Origin of the sequence: Psychromonas sp. SR45-3 (genome assembly GCF_014163575.1) — a bacterium.
In the GTDB taxonomy this organism is placed as follows: Bacteria; Pseudomonadota; Gammaproteobacteria; order Enterobacterales; family Psychromonadaceae; genus Psychromonas; species Psychromonas arctica.
In genome coordinates this window covers 63,526-85,396 of record NZ_JACJDP010000011.1, presented here as the reverse complement: position 1 = coordinate 85,396, position 21,871 = coordinate 63,526, and the positions used below count along the sequence as shown (strand labels likewise).

The following is a 21,871-nucleotide window of genomic DNA, read 5'->3' as shown; positions in this document are numbered from 1 at the left end:
CCTGCTTTCGAGCAGGTATTTTTTTGTCTAAAATTTAGTTATCCCCTTGCCCTTCCAACTATTGATACCTATCTATAAGATGATTCTTGCAACCTAAAAAATATGCCTGTGTAGTACTGGGTTGTCATCATAAGAGATAACTCAATGATGCTGTTTGAACTGCCCTTTTCCCACTCCGACAGTAGTTAACCACTAAATTAAGCTGATGGAGCTGACTCCACTACTAACCGATAGCCTGCACCATATACTGATTGAATAAGATCTTGGCCTTGGCTGATATCTGCCAATTTTTTTCTTAATTTTTTAATATGACTATCAATGGTACGATTATTAACAATGCGGTCATCTGAATACATGCTCTGCATTAATTGTTCACGCGTAAAGATCCGCCCCGGTTTATTAGCAAGTGGTTTAAGCAATTGAAACTCAACAGAAGTCAGTGCAATTTCGAGGTGATTAAAACTAACTACTAAGCGTTCTTGATCTAACTTTAAATCCGGTTCAATAGCAACGTTGTTCAGCTGGCCTCTTCTTAATACCGCTTTGACTCTGGCCACCACTTCTTTAGGGCTAAATGGTTTACAAATATAATCATCAGCACCTAAGTCTAAACCTAACAACCGGTCGACTTCATCGACTTTGGCTGTCACCATCAAAATAGGTACGTTAGAAAATTGGCGAATTTCCTTACACAGCGTAATACCGTCTTTACCTGGTAACATAATATCCAATAATATGACCGTTGGTTGGTTCGCTTTTACCCAGCTCACCACTTGATCTCCATGATGAATTTGCTGTGGCTGATACTCAGTTAGCTTGAAGTAATCAGCTAACAAATTAGCTAGCTTTATTTCATCTTCTACAATCAATATTGAATTTGACACATTATCAACCTTAATGATTTACCCCCTATGTCACCAAAAGGTAACACCTGCCCAAAACTTACAATGATCTAGAGTACTGCTACTGAATCGCTAAATAGCTAAGTTTCAAGAAGCAAGTCTCAATCATCCAAAACAGATCAAATACATTATTGGCTCAACGGTAGCTCAATAATGATCGCTAATCCACCCAGTTCAGAGGCTTGTGCATAAATATGCCCTTGATGTGCAGTAACAATATGCGCACAAATAGACAATCCAAGACCAGCCCCCCCAGTTTTACGATTTCTTGAATCTTCAACACGATATAAATATTCAAATAAATGTGATAAATGCTGTTCAGGCACTCCCACACCATTATCTTCTACTGTCACTCTCACAATGGGATTCATTGCTTGTTGCTCAACAACCAGTGATATTTTCATTACATTCGCTTCAGCGTATTTAATGCAATTGTTCATCAAGTTTTCAAACAACTGACATAAGCGAATACTATCAGCAAAAATAATCGCAACAGGTTCTTTAATATCAACTGTCAACGAGGTTCCAGCAACCGATAAGTAACTGCTAAATTTATTAACCTCTGAGGCTAACCAGTCGCTTAAGTTAATATTTTTTTTACGATAATGCATACCACCTATATCCGCGCTTGTTAGTTGATGTAAGTCATCAATAAGGTGCTGCAAATGTTTCACTTCATCGTTAGCTGAATCAATATTACTTTTTTCGAGTGGACGCACCCCATCGAGCATGGCCTCTAATTCCCCCCTTAGAATCGCCACCGGTGTTCGTAATTCATGTGATATATTCGCTAACCAACGTTTACGTGCATCTTCATTTTCATGCAGTGTTAATGCGAGCTCATTAAAGTCCCGGCTTAATTCGCCCAGCTCATCTTTCCTATTAACGTCAATATGTTGTAAATAGTTTCCCTGGGTCAACTGGTGCATTCCAAAAATTATTTTTTTAATCGGTTCTGCCAAATGGCGCGCTAATGGAAAAGTGATTAACACCACTAACCCCATCGCAACTAAGGCAATGATCCATAAGTAACTTTGCTGTTGTTTGATAAAATCGAGTTCATAACCATCGATTATTTTTTTGTGTTGCGGGATCATTAACCAACCAATATTTTTATCATCAACCTCGAGCAACGTTTTACTGTATTCAGGCCCTTCAATATAATGCCCTGCCACTAGATTGTTGTCTTGATCAAACAAAGCAAAGCCAGGTCTTTGCATCGGCCGAGGAACTCCGTCTCTTGAGGGTGGCGGTCGACCAAATTCAGGAGGAGGTCTTCTCGTTAATTCTGTCGGCGAGGGTTCGTCATCATTATGACTCAAGTTGAAAAACAGTAAATCGCCAAACCTTTTATGTTGACCTTGCAACCCTTGCCAAGTGCCGTCTTTTTTATATTCTTGCTGCAGCTGAACCACTAAAGGCTGTAATGACTCTATCTCTTTACTGTTAACATATTCAACAATCCCCTTACCAATACTCCATTGAATGAGTAGTACCAAAGCTGTCACGAGTAATAAACTAAAGCTGAAAAAAACTAAAAAAAGTTTGTTATGGATTTTCATTATGACGGTTCTCTTTATCAATACTCGTTACTAAATAATCGTATCAATTAACACTTGTTTAGGGTTTACCAGGATCGAATTACTGCATATGTTAATCGCTCATAGTTAAATAGCTGACAGTTAAATCGCTGATAGTTAAATAGATCACTGCACATTCATTGTTGAACCTAAACTGATATTTAGAAATACTAACGTAGTTATTGCTTAATAATCATATCAATTAATGATGCTATTAAATGCACTCATCTGACTATCCATCCAACATCCCGTTCTCTCTCATTAACTATGCCATTACCTAACTATCATTAGCGATACTATTACCTAACGCTGATACCTAACTCAATACAGTCGGTTACTCTATTTGCTTGTGTATCTAGCCTTTGAGATAGATAGATGCGCATCTGTTATTCAATTTATCATGTGAATGACTTTAATATGACAAAGCACTTATCAAACGCAAATGAATAGCCTATTCAAATAAGCATTAAATAATTGAGTAAGTTGAATAAACAGAAATGATGAAAATATGCAGCAAGCGTACTATTAAAACGATGATTGATGATTATAAAAATAAATAACCTCAATGCATAATCCAGCACTGAGGTTACATAATACAGTCATGCGCTAATAAAAAAGAGCTATCTGCTAAATGGAATGTCACTAGGCAACGGTATTAATTAAAGAGTCACCCTCTTCGATACCAAATTTCTCCATCACCTGTGCGTACACAGAGAAACGCTGCTCTTCAGTTAATTGTTCAACACTGTCGGCATCATTGGCCGCTAACGTTTCTTCTAACAATTCTTCTAAATAGCTCGCCATTGAACTGATTTCATCTGAACTTTGCGCAGGAGGTGGCGGCGGAGGTGGACGATCGCCTTCGACATTGGCTAAATCACCAATCTCTTTTGCACCAAAACCCAATTCAGACAATGCAGATTCCATGGCTTTGCCTGGCTCAATACCAGCCTCAGAAAATGTATCGATAATACTTAAGGCATCGGCTGTTGTTAAATTGTCTGCATCCAGTTCAGATAATGTGTCTGAAATAAGTGTTTGTTGCTCTTCCGTTAATACTTTCTCTGAACGTGATGACGTAGGCATTGTGACTGATGAACCAGCACTGATTGAACTAATCATAAGAATGCTTCCTGTTATTGACGTTGTTGTGGACGAGGTGGTTTATGATCGCTAAATTCTTGCTCACTAATCACGCCGTTACCATCTGCATCAATATCATCAAATACGGTTTGGTGATCACCATGTGGCAATGTTTGTGCTGAAAACTCATCAAAATCAATTTCACCACTATTATTGCTATCAATGCTTGAGAAATCAGGCCGAGCGCCTTTAGGTCCTCTTTCCTGTGAGTCTTGTGCATAACTTTGGCTGGTTACACCCACAACCATTGCTAATGCAATCATTACATTTACACATTTTTTCATTAAAAGATCCTCTCAAGATAAAATTACTAATACTAGGCTAACAATTGAATGTGCAAAGAATGTGCAAAATAGGTAAAAAAAGTATTTAAATTTAAAAAAAACCATACTTTCACTCACATCGCTTGCTGCACAGTGATTTATGCTTGCGTTAAAAATAAAAATATTTATTCTCTATGCCATATAACCATTAATTAAGTAGATAAAAATGAAAACATTAGCCGACTATCAATTACTGACTAAACAAGCCTTAGCATTGATTGAAGATGAACAAGATCTAACTGCCAAACTAGCTAATATCAGTGCATTATTAAACATGAATTTAAACAATATAAACTGGGTAGGTTTTTACGTTTTAAAGGGCGAGCAATTGGTATTGGGGCCATTTCAAGGCAATGTTGCTTGTTACCGCATCGATCTAGACAAGGGTGTTTGCGGGAAAGCCTTCAGTACTAATACAACACAACGCATTGCCGATGTACATGAATTCCCAGGACACATTGCTTGTGATGCAGCGAGCCAATCTGAAATTGTTATTCCTATCAATTACAATGGCAAAACAGTGGCAGTATTGGATATTGATAGCCCAATAACCGAGCGTTTTAATGAAGTGGATGAAGCGGGTTTAAATCACTTTATTGCACAATTAGAAAGCCAGTTGAATTTCTAGCTGATCGCATTTTATCCCGATGTCAAAGTCGAAAGTTAAAAGTTAAAAGGTACGGCATTTTCTGGCGATAAAAAAGCCCCGTGAAAAACGAGGCTTTTATTTACCAAGATAATATTCAGTAGAAGGTTATCTTATAATAATTATTTAGCTTGCGGGCGCATATGTGGAAATAATAATACGTCACGAATCGTATGGCTATCAGTAAACAACATCACTAAACGGTCGATACCAATACCTTCACCAGCTGTTGGTGGTAAACCATGCTCTAGTGCAGTAATGTAATCAGCATCGTAGAACATTGCTTCATCATCACCCGATTCTTTCTGTGCGACTTGATCCATGAAACGTTGCGCTTGGTCTTGTGAATCATTTAACTCAGAGAATCCATTCGCTAATTCACGACCACCGACAAAGAATTCGAAACGATCTGTTACTTCTGGGTTTTCATCGTTACGACGAGCTAATGGTGACACTTCCGCGGGGTAAGCAGTAATGAACGTAGGTTGCATTAACTTGTGCTCAGCCGTCTCTTCAAAGATCTCTGTTAAGACTTTACCTTCGCCCCAACTATCTTTTAAGTGAATGTCTAAACGTTTTGCTAAGGCTTTTAATCCTTCCATGCTTTCTAATTCAGCAGCTTCGATGCCTTCGTTATATTCAAGGATTGACTCTTTCATTGTTAAACGTATAAAAGGTTTGCCAAAATCAAACGTTTCTTCACCGTATTTAACAATGCTTGAGCCTAATACATTTTCAGTAATAGTACGTAACATATCTTCTGTTAAGTTCATTAGGTCAATGTAGTCAGCGTAAGCTTGGTAGAACTCAATCATAGTGAATTCAGGGTTATGACGCGTTGAAACACCTTCGTTACGGAAGCTACGGTTAATTTCAAATACACGCTCAAAGCCACCAACTACTAAACGTTTAAGATTTAATTCTGGCGCAATACGTAAATACATAGGTAAATCTAATGCATTATGGAATGTTTCAAAAGGCTTAGCCGTTGCTCCGCCAGGGATAGCTTGTAACATTGGCGTTTCTACTTCCATGAAGTTACGTTCATTTAGGTAGGTACGAATAGCCGTTACTATTTTGTTACGTAAAATAAATGTTTTACGAGAAGATTCATTAGCAATTAAATCAAGGTAACGTTGACGGTAACAAGCTTCAGTATCTGATAACCCGTGGAATTTATCAGGTAATGGACGCAATGCTTTAGTCAAAATACGTATTTCTGATACTTTAATACTTAATTCATCTGTTTTTGTTTTAAATAAAACACCAGTAGCACCAACAATATCGCCTAAATCCCATTTTTTGAATTCAGTATTGTAAAAACCTTCAGCTAAGTTATCACGTGCAACATAGACTTGAACTTGACCGCCCATATCTTGGATAGTTGCAAAGCTTGCTTTACCCATAATACGACGTGTCATCATACGGCCAGCAACGCTAACTTCAACGGCTAACTCTTCTAGTTCTTCTTTGCTCTTTTCGTCATAAAGCTTATGCAGTTCATCTGAGATATTTTTACGACGGAAATCATTCGGGAATGCTTGTCCCTTTTCACGCATAGCATCTAATTTTTCTAGACGTGCTGTTAAAATATCGTTCAACTCTTCTTGTGGTGCTTCTGCTTGGTTTTGCTCTGACATGATAGTTCCTATCGGTTTAGTGTCTTACATAATTTGCTTCTAAATGTGCCTTATATTACGTACATGAATATAAGGCACATACTATTTACTCTACTTATAATCCAGATTTCAGACTTGCTTCGATAAATTTATTTAAATCACCATCTAATACGACTTGGGTGTTCCGGTTTTCAACACCGGTGCGTAAATCTTTAATACGAGAGTCATCCAATACGTAAGAACGAATTTGGCTACCCCAGCCAATATCAGACTTACCATCTTCATTGATCTGCTTTTCTGCATTTTGTAATTGTAATTCGTGCTCATATAATTTGGCACGTAATTGTTTCATCGCTTGGTCTTTATTTTTATGTTGTGAACGGTCATTTTGACACTGTACAACAATATTGGTTGGCGTATGCGTAATACGTACAGCCGACTCGGTTGTATTAACGTGCTGACCACCCGCCCCTGATGCACGATATACATCAATACGTAAATCAGCAGGATTAATTTGAATATCGATATTGTCATCGATTTCAGGGTAAATAAATGCCGATGCAAACGAAGTATGGCGTTTACCCGATGAGTCAAAGGGTGACTTACGCACTAAACGATGCACACCGGTTTCAGTACGTAACCAACCATAGGCATATTCACCACTAAAACGAATAGTCGCGCCTTTAATGCCTGCAACATCACCGGGTGTCGCTTCCATTAGCTCGGTTTTATATCCATTAGCTTCACCCCAACGTAAATACATACGTAACAGCATATTTGCCCAATCTTGTGCTTCTGTACCGCCTGAACCTGATTGAATATCAAGATAACAAGAACATGCATCTTGTTTGCCCGAAAACATCCGGCGAAACTCTAGCACTTCAAGTTGCTTTTCAAGGTCATTGGCTTCTTTAACCGCTTCATCAAAGCTGTCTTGGTCGCTTTCTTCTACAGCCATCTCCACCAGCATTTCAATATCGTCAGTACCTTCTGTTAATGCATCAATGGTTTTCACCACTAATTCAAGGCTACTACGTTCTTTTCCTAATGCTTGTGCATGTTCTGGATCATTCCATACTTCAGAAGATTCTAGTTCACGGCTAACTTCTTCAAGTCGCTCCACTTTAGCATCATAGTCAAAGGTACCCCCTAAGCATTTCAGCACGCTCAGTAAGGTCTTTAAGTTGGTTAAGAATAGGGTTTACTTCAAACATTGAGGCTCACTATTGATATATTCGTAAAAAGAGCCGAATTTTAACCAATTATCGATAAAATAAATAGAGAACATTTAAAATTAATAAGCATCTTGTCCTGTAAACCTACACACCTACTCGTACTCACTTTAATTGCAAGCCACTTGATATGATTTTCAAACCTAAAAAATACTCAAGAAATATCAATTTTGAATAAGCTCCAGCTTATTATTTAACTATTATAAACTTATTAGTTAACTATCATAAATAAGTATAAACACGCTTGTTAGCGGTCTAAATACGCTAACTGCTTGTTATTAGCATTTAGCGTATTTTCAAAAGTACCTAAGAAATTAAAAAAATAGAAAAAAATACAATTTTTTACTTTTATTAGATGCATTTTATTTTCATTAACGTAAAGTTAAAGGCTCATTTAAGCAAGGTTCGCTTCTATCCGATACAGATAGAAAACGACGCAATTAACCGATTGTATAAGGATACAAATTATGGAAATGCTTTCAGGCGCCGAAATGGTAGTGCGTTCACTACAGGACGAAGGTATAGAACATATCTTTGGCTACCCAGGTGGTTCAGTTTTAGATATATACGATGCAATTTTTCAATCTGATAAAATTGAACATTATTTAGTACGTCATGAACAAGCCGCTGTACACATGGCAGATGCTTATTCACGTGCAACCGGCAAAGTAGGCTGTGTATTAGTAACAGCAGGCCCAGGCGCAACAAACTGTATTACAGGTATTGCAACGGCTTACATGGATTCAATTCCATTAGTTGTTTTATCAGGCCAAGTACCTACGTTCTGGATTGGCGACGATGCTTTCCAAGAAACCGATATGATCGGTGTTTCTCGTCCAATTGTAAAACATAGCTTTTCATGCCGTACCGCTGAAGAAATCCCAATGGCGATCAAAAAGGCATTTTATATTGCTTCAACAGGCCGACCGGGTCCAGTAGTTATCGAACTGCCAAAAGATGTGCAAAACCCACTTAACAAATTCCCTTACGAATATCCTGAAAATATTAGCTTACGTTCATATAACCCAACTTTAAGTGGTCATAAAGGACAAATAAAACGCGCGGTCGCTGCATTAGTCAGTGCTAGAAAACCTGTGTTATATGTAGGTGGTGGTGCAATTATTGCTAATGCATCAAAACAAGTATTAGAACTTGCTGAAAAGTTAAACCTCCCAGTAACCAATACCTTAATGGGGTTGGGTGCATTTCCAGGAGAGCACAAACAATTTATTGGCATGTTAGGCATGCACGGTACCTATGAAGCAAATAACTCAATGCATAATGCAGATTTGATTTTTTCTTGTGGTGCGCGATTTGATGACCGTGTAACTAATAATGTAGATAAATTCTGTCCAAACGCAAAAATCATGCATATTGATATCGACCCGACGTCTATTTCAAAAAACATTCACGCCGACCTACCGATTGTGGGTAGTGTTGAAGTGGTATTACAACAGATGTTAGATCTAATCGAAGAAACTCAAGCGACTAATGATAGTGAAAGTATTAATGCGTGGTGGGATCAGATTAATGAATGGCGCGCTAAAGATTGCCTTGCTTACAAAACATCAGATACACATATCAAACCACAACAAGTGATCCAATGTTTGTATAAAGTAACCAAAGGCGATGCAATCGTCACCTCTGACGTTGGTCAACATCAAATGGTTGCAGCTCAATATTATCCGTTTAAAGAACCTCGCCAATGGATTAACTCTGGCGGCGCAGGTACGATGGGCTTCGGCTTACCAGCTGCAATGGGTTGTAAAATAGCTTTCCCAGATCGTCCAGTTGTTTGTGTCACTGGTGATGGCTCTATTCAGATGAACATTCAAGAGTTATCAACTTGTATGCAATACAACATTCCTCTGGTGATTCTACTATTGAACAATCGCTCTCTAGGCATGGTAAAACAGTGGCAAAAAATGTTCTATGGTGGTCGTCAATCTCATTCTTATATGGATAGTGTGCCTGATTTTGTTAAATTATCTGAAGCCTATAACCATATCGGTATTAAAGTTGATAAAATTGAAGAACTTGAGCCTGCATTAATACGTGCATTCGAATTAAAGGATCGTGTTGTCTTTATTGATGTTGCGATTGATCCAGAAGAACATGTTTATCCGATGCAAATAAAATCTGGCAGTATGGAAGATATGTACCTAAGCAAAACGGAGAAAACTGATGCGTAGAATTATAGCTGTTTTACTAGAGAACGAATCAGGCGCATTGTCTCGTGTTGTTGGTCTTTTTTCACAGCGAGCTTACAACATTGAATCATTAACCGTATCACCGACTAACGATAAAACGTTATCTCGTATGACTATTACAACAGATGTTGTTAATCATGCGGAGCTTGAGCAGATGATGAAACAACTACACAAACTAGTCGATGTGTTACGCGTTACTGAATTAACTCAAAGTGCACATGTAGAACGTGAACTGTTATTGGTTAAAGTACGCACTGTCGGTAGCGAAGCACGTGAAGAAGTAAAACGTACTTGTGACATATATCGTGGCCAAATTGTTGATATCACTCAAAATCTTTACACCATACAATTAACTGGTGTAGGTTCAAAATTGGATGCTTTTGTAGCAACAATTTCTGATGCGAGTGAAATTGTTGAAGTAGTTAGATCTGGTGTTTGTGGTATTGCACGTGGTGATAAAGCACTACGAGGATAAGTGACAAAACTGAGATGAACTACTTTATGCAAAGTGCAGATCGCTGTACTTTGCATTTTTTATTTATAGGAGAGTAAAATGTTCGAACTGCTCGCGCTGTTAATGTCAGCATTTGTGCTTTTTATGTTTGGCGTATCGATACTAAGTTTGATGGTCATAGCAGGGATTATGATCGCTAGCTTTATTGTACTGGGTGCCCTTTCCTTTCTATTAAAATTCGGTATTTGGATTTTACTAGCTTACCTCATCTATTATTACTTCTTTCAATATAAAAATAACAAAGACAAGGACGAACTATGAAACGCTTATTACTACTTGCTTGTACCTGTTTATTCTCTATTAATAGCGTTGCCAGTGATTTAACGGTTAGTGATCAATATATAAGAGCAACACCACCACATGCTAAAAATAGTGCATCTTTCTTAACAATCACCAACCACACCAACACGACTATTAAATTAATTGCAGCAGACAGTGATATTGCAAAACGTGTTGAGTTACATAACCATATTAAACAAGATGGCATGATGAAAATGCGCCAAGTTGAAGCGGTGGAAATAGCGGCGAATAGCAGCACGTCATTACAACCGGGTGGTCACCATATTATGTTTTTAGGTCTAAATAATAATTTAACTGAAGGCCAATCCGTTAAAGTTACACTCTATTTTGATAACGGAAATGAATTAAACATTGATGCCCCCGTTAAAAAAATAAACAGCAATAAAAACCAAGGTTCGACAGAAATGGCGCACCAAGCACATCACTAGACTTAACATAAAAAAGGAAATTACATCCATGAAAAAACAGGCTTTAGCCGCTGTTATAGCAGCAACAATTAGTATGCCATCAACGGCTGATTTTTTAGGTGTTTATGCGGGTCTTGATTACGCTAGCAACGAAACAAGTTTTAGTAATTCAAATGCTACAGAAGATGACAACAACCTATCTGGTTATGTTGCATTTGAACATTTCATTCCACTAGTACCCAATGTTAAATTAAAATATTCAGATTTAAGCAATAGCGATTTCAATAATAATGATAGTTCAGCAATGAACGCAATTTTATATTATGAAGTGCTAGATAATGACTTAGTTGAAATTGATTTGGGATTAGCATATACCGATACAGAAAGCTTTAATCATGACGCTTCAATTGCCCAAGCTTACGGAGCTGCGAAAGTACATATACCAGGTGTTAGCATGCATGCTTTTGCTGAAGTTATCGGTGGCTCACTGACAGATGATGATGCGTTAGATGCGCAGATTGGCTTAGCTTATACCTTCAATCCTGACTCTTATTTATTAAACGTCGCAGTGCGTGCCGGTTACCGAGTACAAGAGTTAGAGTTTGATAATGTTGCAGGCACACAAGAAGTTGACGGTTTATTTGCAGGTGTAGAAGTACACTTCTAACCTATAGTTTTTAACTGTTCTGGCTGTTTTAAAGCCACATTATTAACGACGTTGATTAAACCTCGAATGTGGCTTTTAAACTTTATATCGATTAACTTAATACCTGCTTTTTCATACCTTGTTCGATCCAGCACAAGGCATATAAAAAGATGTTTCCCACTCTATAAATATTTATTAAATACACATTAACAGCAACAAAAAGCATAGTTATTTACTTCATCCCTTCACATCCAATGAAAACTAGACAAATAAAATCAATAAGATACATAAGCTTGACCATAAACTACAATAAACCTCACTTTTTAAATGCCATTTAGTTATAAAAGAGTAACTTTTATTCTTTTGTGCTAATCATAAGCTCGCGTAAACTTCCTTCATCTTAATGTAATAGCGGAAATTACTTCATGGCACTTAACAATTTATCGGCTTTAACATCGCCTTTATCAGAGTCTCAACTGGCTCAATTGCAACAAGCAACTGCAGGCTTAGATGCAGTACAAACTGCATGGGTTAGCGGTTACTTGGCAGGCGTAAGCCAAGGTCCAGTAACATCTACAGCACTTGCACAAAGCGCAGGTCAAAGCTTAACCATTTTAATCGGCTCACAAACGGGTAACGCTAAAGGCGTAGCACAAGAGTTAGCTGAGCAAGCAACAGCTAAAGGCATTCCTAATAAGCTAGTTTCAATGGCCGATTACAAAGTTAAAGCAATCAAAGATGAAAGCCATGTAATTGTTGTTGCAAGTACTAACGGCGAAGGTGAAGCACCTGACGATGCCATTGATCTTCATGCATTTCTAGCATCTAAAAAAGCCCCTAAGCTAGAAGGTTTAAAATTTGCGGTATTAGGCTTAGGTGACTCAAGTTATGAGTTTTTCTGCCAAACAGGGAAAGATTTTGAACAACGCCTGCAAGCATTAGGTGGAGAGATCATTACCGAACGTTTAGATGCCGATGTGGATTATCAAGAAGTGACACAAGCTTGGTTCGATAAAGCACTAACAGCTGTTGAAGCAACACTTGAAAAAGCCGGCACCTCAACAACTGCAGCTGTTGCAACTGGCACTATCGTGACTGAGAATAAATATAATAAACAAGCACCTTTTAGTGCAAGTTTATTAACAAGCCAAAAAATTACTGGCACAGAATCCGCTAAAGATGTGCGTCATATTGAAATTGATTTAGCTGGATCTGATTTGCACTATACTGCTGGTGATGCACTCGGAGTGTGGTTTAAAAACGATCAACAAATGGTTGATGAGCTGATTAATAAATTAGGCTTAGATGCAGACAACGAAGTGACCTTAGGTGATAAAACCTTATCATTAAAAGACGCTTTAATTGAAGAGTTTGAATTAACCGGTACGCACCCAGGTTTTGTAGAAGGTTATGCAGCATTAACTGAAAATAAACAATTACTTGAATTAGCCGAAGATAAAAATGCCTGCCGTGATTTTGCCAACAACAATCAAATCGTTGATGTGGTGACTGCGGAAGGTAATGAAAATGTGACAGTGGAAAACTTCATCGCTTTATTGCGTCGCAGTAGCCCACGCTTATATTCAATTGCTTCTAGCCAAACAGAAGTTGAAGACGAAGTACACTTAACCGTTGGTGCGGTTGTGTTTGAAAATGAAGCAGGACAGCAACGTGGAGGCAGTGCTTCGACTTTCTTGTCGCACCGTTTACAGGAAGGTGAAGAAGTAAAAGTATTTATTGAAGACAATCATAACTTCCGTTTACCTGCTGACCCAGCAACACCGATTATCATGGTAGGCCCAGGTACTGGTATCGCCCCTTTCCGTGCATTTATGCAAGAGCGAGAAGCAAGTGATGCGAGCGGTAAAAACTGGCTATTATTTGGCGACCAAACTTTTAACGAAGATTTTCTCTATCAAGTTGAATGGCAATCCTATTTAAAATCAGGTTTATTAACTAAATTAGACCTTGCTTTCTCTCGTGATCAAGCACAAAAAATCTATGTACAAGATCGCTTACAAGAAAATGCTAAAGAGGTCTTTGAGTGGTTACAAAATGGTGCTCACTTCTATGTTTGTGGTGATGCAAATCGCATGGCTAAAGATGTACAAAGCACATTAATCGACATTATTAGCAAACAAGGCAAACTAAGTCTTGAAGATGCAGAAGAATATTTAACAGAATTACGCCAAGCAAAACGCTACCAAAGGGATGTTTACTAATGACTCAGAAATTACACGACAACGAACGCATTAAAATTCAAAGTAATTTTCTTCGCGGTAACTTAGTAGAGGGAATTAACGATACAACAACGGGTTCATTCCATCCTGATGAAGTACAACTGGTTAAATTCCACGGTTTATACCAACAGGATAACCGTGACCGTCGCGCTGAGCGTAAACAACAGAAGCTTGAGCCGCTGTATTCGTTCCTATTGCGAGCGCGCCTTCCAGGAGGGGTTGTCACCCCTGAGCAATGGTTAGAGATTGACCGTATCGCTGAAGAGTTAACTGATGCAGGTAGTATCCGTATTACGACACGTCAAACCTTCCAATATCACGGCATTTTTAAGCGTAACTTAAAATCAGTATTCCAAGAGCTTAAATTCAAAGCGAATATAGATTCTATTTTTACTGCGGGTGATGTTAACCGTAATACTATCTGTACCTCTAACCCCGAGCAGTCTGAGTTACATACAGAAGTGTATGAGTTATCTAAAAAAATCAGTGAGCACTTCTTACCAAAATCAAATGCTTACGCAGAAATTTGGTTAGATGGTGAAAAAGTATTAGAAACGGAAGAAGAGCCGATTTATCACAATATCTTCTTACCACGTAAATTTAAAATTGCAGTGGCTTTACCACCTTACAATGATGTTGATATCCATGCCAATGACCTTAACTTCATTGCTATTATTGAAAATAACAAGATCACTGGTTACAACGTAGTCGTAGGTGCTGGTTTAGGTATGACACACGGCGATAAAACAACATTTCCACGTCTAGGTGATGACTTCGGTTTCATCACTGCTGATAAAGTAATGGAAGTGGCTGAAGCCGTTGTAACAACGCAGCGTGACCTAGGTGGTCGAGTTAGCCGTTCACATGCGCGTACTAAATACACGCTAGAAACACACGGTATCGAAACATTCAAAAAAGAAGTTGAGAAACGTGCTGGTATTACTTTCGCAGCGCCAGGCGCTTACGAGTTTACTGAACGTGGTGATCGTATAGGTTGGGTTAAGGGTATCGATAATAAATGGCACTTAACCGTGTTCATTGAGAATGGCCGTATCCTAGACTTTGATGGTAAACCATTAAAATCTGGTTTAGTAAAAATTGCAAAAGTACACCAAGGTACTTTCCGCATGACTGCGAACCAAAACTTAGTGATAGCAAGTGTGCCAGAGTCTGAAAAAGACAATATTGAAAAATTAGCACGTGAGTGTGGATTAATTGATGATGGAACAAGCGAACAACGTATTGATTCTATGGCTTGTGTATCACTTCCTACTTGCCCGCTTGCTATGGCAGAAGCAGAACGTTATTTACCCAGTTTAACGGATGATGTTGAAGGTCTGTTAGCAAAACACAATATTGCTAAAGACCATATTATTTTACGTATTACTGGCTGCCCTAATGGTTGTGGACGCGCGATGTTGGCTGAGATTGGTTTAGTAGGTAAAGCACCTGGTCGTTATAACCTGCATTTAGGTGGTGACCGCATCGGGACTCGTATTCCAAAAATGTATGCTGAAAATATCGATGAAACAACGATAGTGAGTACATTAGATGAATTAATTGGTCGCTGGGCAACAGAACGCACTGAAAATGAAGATTTTGGTGATTTTGTTATCCGTGCCGGCATTATTGCTGAAGTAGTTGTAGCAGCTAGGGATTTCCATGCCTAATAAGTTAGATCTTGCTCATTTATTAACACTTCCAAAAGCGCAGCAAACTATTGCACTAGCTGAAGTAAATGACGTTTTAGAAAAAAAGACCGCATTAGAGCGTGTCCAATGGGCAGTCGAAAACTTAGAAAGTGAATTTGTTTTATCATCAAGTTTCGGTATTCAGGCGGCTGTTTGTTTACATTTAGTGACAACAGTAAAAGCAGACACACCGATCATCTTGACGGATACAGGGTATTTATTTCCTGAAACTTATCAATTTATTGATGAGTTAACTAAAAAGCTTAACTTAAACCTCAAGATTTATAGTGCGGAGCACAGCCCAGCATGGCAAGAGGCTCGCTATGGAAAATTATGGGATCAAGGAGTTGAAGGATTAACTCAATATAACTTGATGAATAAAGTTGAACCCATGAAACGTGCTTTAAAAGACTTAAATGCTAAAACATGGTTCTCTGGTTTACGACGTTCACAGTCTTCAAGCCGTGGCGAGTTACCGGTAATAAGCATTCAAAATGGATGTTTTAAATTTTTGCCTATTATTGATTGGAGTAATAAGGAAGTTCATTATTACCTCGAAGAAAATGGCTTAAGTTACCATCCTTTGTGGGATCAAGGCTATGTTTCGGTAGGTGATGTACAAACATCACGTCCACTTGAAGTCGGTATGAGTGAAGAAGAAACACGCTTCTTTGGTTTGAAACGTGAATGTGGACTACATGAAGACCCTATCGAAGAACAAGGTAGTGGTATTTAACATTATTTCATCTACTCTTTAAGTTTAAAAAAGCCTCTCATTTTAATAGAGGCTTTTTTTTACTTAAGAAAAGGCATCATCTGCCGATAGCATAATTATCAAGATGAAGGATTTACTATGAAAAAGTTGATACCCACCCTATTAATATTAACGTTATTAAGCAGTGTTAAAGCAAATGCAAATACCTTTGAAACGATACAGCTATACACGCAGGACGAACTCAATGTATTAATTAAAGACAATCAACACTTACAGCGAGTAAAGGCCGATGAGTGTCAATTACTTCAAGATATAAAAGCACATGCGGAAAAAGTACAAGAGCCTTCATATGTATATTTATGGGGAGATATGTTGGCATGGGGTGTCTGCACAGAGCGAGATGTAGAGTTAGGCATGCACTATATCAAAGAATCCGCACAACAGGGCTTACTAGCTGCTATCGAGCAATTAGGGCGATATTACAATAAAGGTATATTAGTCACACAAGACAAAGACAGAGCGGTAAGGTATTTTCGTGAAGCGGCACTGCAAGGCCATTTAGGTGCACAAATGAATTATATCACTTTGTTAAACCAAGGTTATGGCAGTCCTTATGACTTTGAAGACGCTTACCGGGCTTTATATAATAGTGTGATTGCTAACCCTAAAAAAAAGAAACAAGCTAACAATTTATTAGCAGCCTTGGGGAAAAAGATGCCCGAGTTTGCATTAAGAAATGCACGTCGTGAATACAATAATTAAGCAACCTTTGACGAGATAATAGTTTTTAGTTAATGATGCTTCTGATTAATGAAATACGAACAGCCGATACCCGAGACCATTCAAATATAAATTTGAGACGAATTTCCAACAAAAACAACAATGCGCATATTCAGCAATTTGAATAGGCGCAATCGATTATGCTTTAGCGATTAATGACTCGCCTCGTCGACTAAATATAAAATAGACTGATAAGGGATCCCGCTATGGTGGGATAATCCGATTTCACAAGTACGGCTATTACTAAAACCACGAGTACAATGTTCGGGAACCTGTGCTTTTAGAGTATGCACCGCCGCTGCATTTAATTCAGGTGTCGTAAAACCTTTATCTCCAGCCCATCCACAGCACTGAATATGTTCAGGAATAATGACATCTGATGTACAACGTTTTGCTAGTTGGAGCATGCTATTCTCAATCCCCATGCGACGAGAGCTACAAGTAATATGCAACATCACCGTTTCTTCAATCGGCTTGATAGTTAAATGGTTAAGTAGGTATTTAAGCACAAACACAGTCGGCTCTAGAATCTCCATTGTGTGTGTGAATTTTTCAATACTGTGTTTTGCACAAGGGCTTGTATCCATTAAAACAGGCCACTTACCTTGCTCACTAGCTTGCCATAATGCCATTTCTAATTGCTTCGATTTTTGATCTGCAAGTAGATTCATTCCTTTACTATCGTAAGGCATACCACAGCATTGATCCGATAACGACTCAGGAATGATAATGTCAAAACCTGCTTTTTTGATCAACGACTCCGTCACTTCTGTCAGTGATCGACTTTCTTTATTTCCAGCTTGTTGCCCCATGGTACGACTTGCACAGGAAGGTAGGTAGACTACTTTTTTATTCGTTTGATCTGCGCTCATCGAATTGTGCGGGCGATGCTTATTAGATGTCGGTAATTCCGGGATCCACATTGGCGTTTTACCCGCACTTAAGTGACGTAATCCATTCGCTACCTTAGCAACGGCTTTTTCACCTAATACTTTCTGAGCAAGTGTATTCGCTTTCAAACTAAGATTAACCATGTTACTCGTTGTTGCAAAATGATCTGCAGTCCAACGTGCGATAGGTGTAAATTTTTTATACTTACTGGTACGTAATTTTTTTATCAAATCACCAGTATTAATACCAACCGGACAGCGATCGGCACACAAGCCTGTTGCCGCACAAGTATCTATCCCTTGATATTCAAACACCTTTTGTAAAGCACTTGCACCTTCCGTTTCTCCAGCGCTTTCGCGACGCTGTAGCTCTCGGTACAAAACGATACGCTGGCGTGGCGATAAACTAAGCGTGCGCGATGGACACACTGGTTCACAGAAGCCACATTCAATACAGCGATCAATCAAGTCATCTGCCTTAGGCATCGGCTTTAAATTTTTAAGATGTGATTGCGGATCATCATTAATAATAACCCCTGGATTTAATATACTGTGAGGATCAAATAATGCTTTAATTTGCTGCATTAAAGCATACCCATCTTTGCCCCACTCCAGCTCAACATAAGGAGCCATGTTACGCCCTGTGCCATGCTCTGCTTTCAATGAACCGCGATATTTGACAGCGACCAAATCAGCGACTGCATCCATAAAGTCACCGTATCGCTTAACTTCATCCTCGGCCTCAAAGCTTTGAGTAAACACAAAATGTAAATTCCCCTCTAGTGCATGGCCAAAAATGATCGCTTCATCATAATGAAATTGATCAAACAGTTTTTGTAAGTCATGTACGCCAGCGGCCAAATGTTCAACGGGAAAAGCAACATCTTCAATAATAACTGTAGTGCCGACTTCACGCACAGCTCCTACTGCAGGAAACATACCTTTGCGGATCCCCCATAATGTAGCAACCGTATTCGCATCGCTAGTAAAAGAGATAGATTCAATCATTTTAAATTGAGCGATTGTATTCATAATACTGACACATTGCTGATCCAGTAATGCTTGATCACCGGCCCTAGACTCAATAAGTAAGGTCCCTGCTTGTAGATTTAAGTTCTTAATAAAATCTGGCATACCAGGTTTGTCAGCCACTGAGCGCATCGCGCGCCCATCCATCATCTCAACAGCGGAAACAGGGTCGCCTGTTAATGCAGTCACCGCTTTACTGGCTTCTTCTATGCTTTCAAAAACGATTAATGCAGAAGCTTTATGAGGGTGTTCAATCACAGTGTTATAGGTAATTTCAGCAATAAAGCCTAATGTCCCTTCCGAGCCGATCATTAAATGTTTAATCACCTCGATAGGATCAGAATAATCGACTAACGCATTAAGTGAATAACCGGTGGTATTTTTGAGACGATATTTATGGCGAATACGATCTGTTAGTTGCTGATTATCCGCCACTTTCTTACACAAATCTTTAATGCCTTGCATTAACGTCGACTGTTTACTTTGAAAAGCCTTAACGCTTTCTAGATCGCTAGTATTGAGGAGTGTGCCATCGGCAAAGACTAACTTCATACTATCAACGGTACGGTAAGAATTTTGCGCACTACCACAACACATACCACTTGCGTTATTTGCTGCAATACCACCAATTTTACAGGTGTTAATTGAAGCAGGATCTGGTCCAATTTTACGACCAAATGCGGCCAAATACTTATTCGCATCTGCGCCAATCACGCCTGGCTGTAGCGTTATTTTAAAACCATCATCATGGATCTGATGATCGCGCCAATCATCAGTTAATGTGATTAATACAGAGTCTGATACTGCTTGCCCTGATAAGCTAGTTCCTGCCGCACGAAAGGTACAGGCAATATTAAGATGAGCACAGGCTTGAATAGTAAAAATAACTTCATCAATATTTTTTAAACGCACCACCATCTTTGGTATTAAACGATAAAAACTAGCATCCGTGCCATAAGCAAGTAGCAGCGCAGGATCGGTAAAAATACGCTCTTTTTCGACATGTTCCATCAACCTATTTTGTAATTGTTGATATTGCCCTTGATTATTTTCCATTATTTATCCTTAATTAAACTACCTACTAGCTTTGACTATTTTATATATTCGGCGTACTAGATGAATCGAGGCTAATACAAACTTTAACTTACTAATCAGCCTGCCATGATTTATTGAATGTTAGCTTGAGCAGCCATTAAACTATCACTAATATTAAAGCCATAGATAATGACCAAACCAATAATGCCAGTAGCTACAACATAATAAAAAGTAGGGATCGCCGTTCTACGTAATGTGATCCCCTCTCGACCAAGTAAACCAACCGTAGCGGAGGCGGCAACCACATTATGGATAGCAATCATATTACCAGCTGCAGCACCAACGGCTTGCAGTGAAACAACCGCAACACTTGAAACTCCCAATGTTTGCGCCACTTCAAATTGAAACTGGCTAAACATCATATTTGAAACCGTATTAGACCCCGCAATAAATGCACCTAATGCACCAATAGAAGCACTCAACCCTGGAAATAAAGTACCCACAATATCAGATGCAAAATTTGCAGTAGTCACCGGCATACTGGCTAAATCAGCCCCATTAATACCTGAATTGATAAAGATACGTACCATCGGCACTGTGAAGACTAAAACAAAACCAGCGCCAATTAATGTTTTACTCGATTCTTTAAATGCACAACCTAACGGTTTGATACTGCGGGCCTGTATTAACACGGCCAATAATGCAATAAATACTAAGATGCCACCTGGAAGATACAATGGTTGAATAGCTGCACTGACCCCCGTTTCACCTAATATGTTATTAAACGATAAACTAACACTCTTTAATACCCCCTTAAACTCAGGACTAACACGACTAGCCACGAGTACCACTGCTAACAACAAATATGGAAGCCAGGCAAGTACAAGGCCCATCTCTTTTGTTTGAGCAGTTTTTTTTAAGCCAGCTTTTAAATCCATTTTTAATGAACCTAACCACTCTCTAGGCCACTTATCTTCACTTTCAAAATCCCAGGTAGTTTTAGGCACTAGAAAACCTTTTTTAGCGGCTGTTACTACAACGGCCAGGCTCACTAAACCACCCATTAACGAAGGAAATTCAGCACCAAGAAAAACGCCTGTTAATGCATAGGGAACGGTAAATGCTAAACCAGCAAAGAGTGCAAAAGGTAAAATATCTAAGCCTTCAGTCCAACTTTTTTTGCGACCAAAAAATCGAGTTAACATCATCGCCATTAATACTGGAATAAACGTCCCTACGACAGCATGAATAACCGCCACGTTGCTAGTGATTTCTTGTAAATAGATATCCCACGTTGAACCGCCCGCAATTAGCAATTCTGAAATATTATGTGTATCAAGCCCTTTATTGACACCAACAATGATTGGCGTACCCACAGCGCCAAATGATACCGGAGTAGATTGAATCATCATTCCCATAACCACCGCAGCCAAAGCAGGAAAACCGATTGCTACCAATAATGGCGCTGCAATTGCTGCAGGTGTTCCAAATCCAGATGCCCCTTCGATAAATGAACCAAAGCACCAAGCAATAATGATCGCTTGAATACGGCGATCTGCTGATATATCAATGAAGCCATTACGGATCACACTAATTGCCCCAGTATGCTTCAAGGTATTAAGTAAAAAGATAGCTCCGAAGACAATCCATAATACGGCAACGGTAATGGTTAAACCTTGTAAAGAGGAAGCAATGATCCTTGTTATTGACATATCCCAAGCGAAAACAGCAACGGCGACTGTCAATACAAAAGCGACTGGCATCGCACGTTTTGCAGGCCAGTTTAGCCCAACTAGTAATATAGCCGCGACCACTATTGGTGAAAAAGCGATTAACGCGAGTAAAGTATCATTCATATTATGTTTCCTTCCTTAGATCAGCTGATAAGCCGTCATAAACACTGTTTAAAAAGTAAAGTTTATAATTTTTGCTTAAATTATTGTTGTCAGTTTGTTAACGGAGTGTGACG

18 protein-coding genes are annotated in these 21,871 nt (G+C 38.8%); 10 read left to right on the top strand and 8 right to left on the bottom strand.

Annotation, left to right across the window (positions count from 1 at the left end):
• Positions 1–197: 197 nt before the first annotated feature.
• The 4 genes from H5084_RS08490 to H5084_RS08475 all read right to left on the bottom strand — a co-directional run bounded on the left by H5084_RS08490 (position 198) and on the right by H5084_RS08475 (position 3,909).
• Positions 198–884, bottom strand: a complete 687-nt coding sequence (locus tag H5084_RS08490) for a response regulator (RefSeq protein ID WP_182690173.1) — start codon at positions 882–884, stop codon at positions 198–200.
• 146 nt (positions 885–1,030) lie between these two features.
• Positions 1,031–2,464, bottom strand: a complete 1,434-nt coding sequence (locus tag H5084_RS08485; RefSeq protein WP_182690172.1) for an ATP-binding protein — start codon at positions 2,462–2,464, stop codon at positions 1,031–1,033.
• Positions 2,465–3,124: 660 nt separating this feature from the next.
• Positions 3,125–3,604 carry a hypothetical protein gene (locus H5084_RS08480; protein ID WP_182690171.1) on the bottom strand — a complete coding sequence of 160 codons (480 nt, stop codon included), beginning with the start codon at positions 3,602–3,604 and terminating at the stop codon, positions 3,125–3,127.
• A gap of 14 nt (positions 3,605–3,618) precedes the next feature.
• Complete coding sequence (locus H5084_RS08475; RefSeq protein ID WP_028869185.1) at positions 3,619–3,909, bottom strand: EF-hand domain-containing protein; 291 nt, start codon at positions 3,907–3,909, stop codon at positions 3,619–3,621.
• Positions 3,910–4,114: 205 nt separating this feature from the next.
• Between H5084_RS08475 and H5084_RS08470 the strand changes: the two genes are divergently transcribed.
• The gene (locus H5084_RS08470; protein ID WP_028869186.1) at positions 4,115–4,576 is read left to right on the top strand and encodes a GAF domain-containing protein; all 462 of its coding nucleotides are present in this window, start codon (positions 4,115–4,117) and stop codon (positions 4,574–4,576) included.
• Between the two features lie 140 nt (positions 4,577–4,716).
• Here H5084_RS08470 and lysS read toward each other — a convergent pair whose 3' ends face one another.
• Positions 4,717–6,234 (bottom strand): lysine--tRNA ligase, encoded by a 1,518-nt coding sequence (lysS, locus tag H5084_RS08465; RefSeq protein ID WP_028869187.1) that lies wholly within the window; start codon positions 6,232–6,234, stop codon positions 4,717–4,719.
• A gap of 94 nt (positions 6,235–6,328) precedes the next feature.
• A protein-coding gene (gene prfB, locus H5084_RS08460) for a peptide chain release factor 2 (protein WP_182690170.1) occupies positions 6,329–7,427 on the bottom strand; the annotation gives its coding sequence in 2 pieces (ribosomal slippage) (positions 6,329–7,351 and positions 7,353–7,427; 1,098 coding nt in all).
• 485 nt (positions 7,428–7,912) lie between these two features.
• Here prfB and H5084_RS08455 point away from each other — a divergent pair.
• From H5084_RS08455 to H5084_RS08415, 9 genes are all read left to right on the top strand, one after another.
• A complete protein-coding gene (locus H5084_RS08455; protein WP_182690169.1) occupies positions 7,913–9,637 on the top strand; it encodes an acetolactate synthase 3 large subunit in 1,725 nt (574 codons plus the stop codon).
• The gene (gene ilvN, locus H5084_RS08450) at positions 9,630–10,130 is read left to right on the top strand and encodes an acetolactate synthase small subunit (RefSeq protein WP_028869190.1); all 501 of its coding nucleotides are present in this window, start codon (positions 9,630–9,632) and stop codon (positions 10,128–10,130) included. The genes H5084_RS08455 and ilvN overlap by 8 nt, the downstream gene beginning before the upstream one ends.
• A gap of 78 nt (positions 10,131–10,208) precedes the next feature.
• A complete protein-coding gene (locus tag H5084_RS08445; protein ID WP_028869191.1) occupies positions 10,209–10,430 on the top strand; it encodes a hypothetical protein in 222 nt (73 codons plus the stop codon).
• Positions 10,427–10,897: a copper chaperone PCu(A)C gene (locus tag H5084_RS08440; protein WP_182690168.1), complete on the top strand. Its 471-nt coding sequence runs from the start codon at positions 10,427–10,429 to the stop codon at positions 10,895–10,897. Before H5084_RS08445 ends, H5084_RS08440 begins: the two co-directional genes overlap by 4 nt.
• 28 nt (positions 10,898–10,925) lie before the next feature.
• Complete coding sequence (locus tag H5084_RS08435; RefSeq protein WP_182690167.1) at positions 10,926–11,543, top strand: TIGR04219 family outer membrane beta-barrel protein; 618 nt, start codon at positions 10,926–10,928, stop codon at positions 11,541–11,543.
• 404 nt (positions 11,544–11,947) lie between these two features.
• Complete coding sequence (locus H5084_RS08430; protein ID WP_182690166.1) at positions 11,948–13,744, top strand: assimilatory sulfite reductase (NADPH) flavoprotein subunit; 1,797 nt, start codon at positions 11,948–11,950, stop codon at positions 13,742–13,744.
• Positions 13,744–15,432: an assimilatory sulfite reductase (NADPH) hemoprotein subunit gene (gene cysI / locus H5084_RS08425; RefSeq protein ID WP_182690165.1), complete on the top strand. Its 1,689-nt coding sequence runs from the start codon at positions 13,744–13,746 to the stop codon at positions 15,430–15,432. The genes H5084_RS08430 and cysI overlap by 1 nt, the downstream gene beginning before the upstream one ends.
• Positions 15,425–16,189, top strand: coding sequence for a phosphoadenylyl-sulfate reductase (locus H5084_RS08420; RefSeq protein WP_028869195.1), 765 nt, complete (start codon positions 15,425–15,427; stop codon positions 16,187–16,189). Before cysI ends, H5084_RS08420 begins: the two co-directional genes overlap by 8 nt.
• A gap of 117 nt (positions 16,190–16,306) precedes the next feature.
• Positions 16,307–16,930, top strand: coding sequence for a tetratricopeptide repeat protein (locus tag H5084_RS08415; RefSeq protein WP_182690164.1), 624 nt, complete (start codon positions 16,307–16,309; stop codon positions 16,928–16,930).
• A 170-nt stretch (positions 16,931–17,100) separates the two neighbouring features.
• Here the strand turns inward: H5084_RS08415 and H5084_RS08410 are convergent, their stop codons facing one another.
• Complete coding sequence (locus H5084_RS08410; protein ID WP_182690163.1) at positions 17,101–19,923, bottom strand: FAD-binding and (Fe-S)-binding domain-containing protein; 2,823 nt, start codon at positions 19,921–19,923, stop codon at positions 17,101–17,103.
• A 110-nt stretch (positions 19,924–20,033) separates the two neighbouring features.
• Complete coding sequence (locus tag H5084_RS08405) at positions 20,034–21,758, bottom strand: L-lactate permease (RefSeq protein WP_182690162.1); 1,725 nt, start codon at positions 21,756–21,758, stop codon at positions 20,034–20,036.
• Positions 21,759–21,871 lie beyond the last annotated feature (113 nt).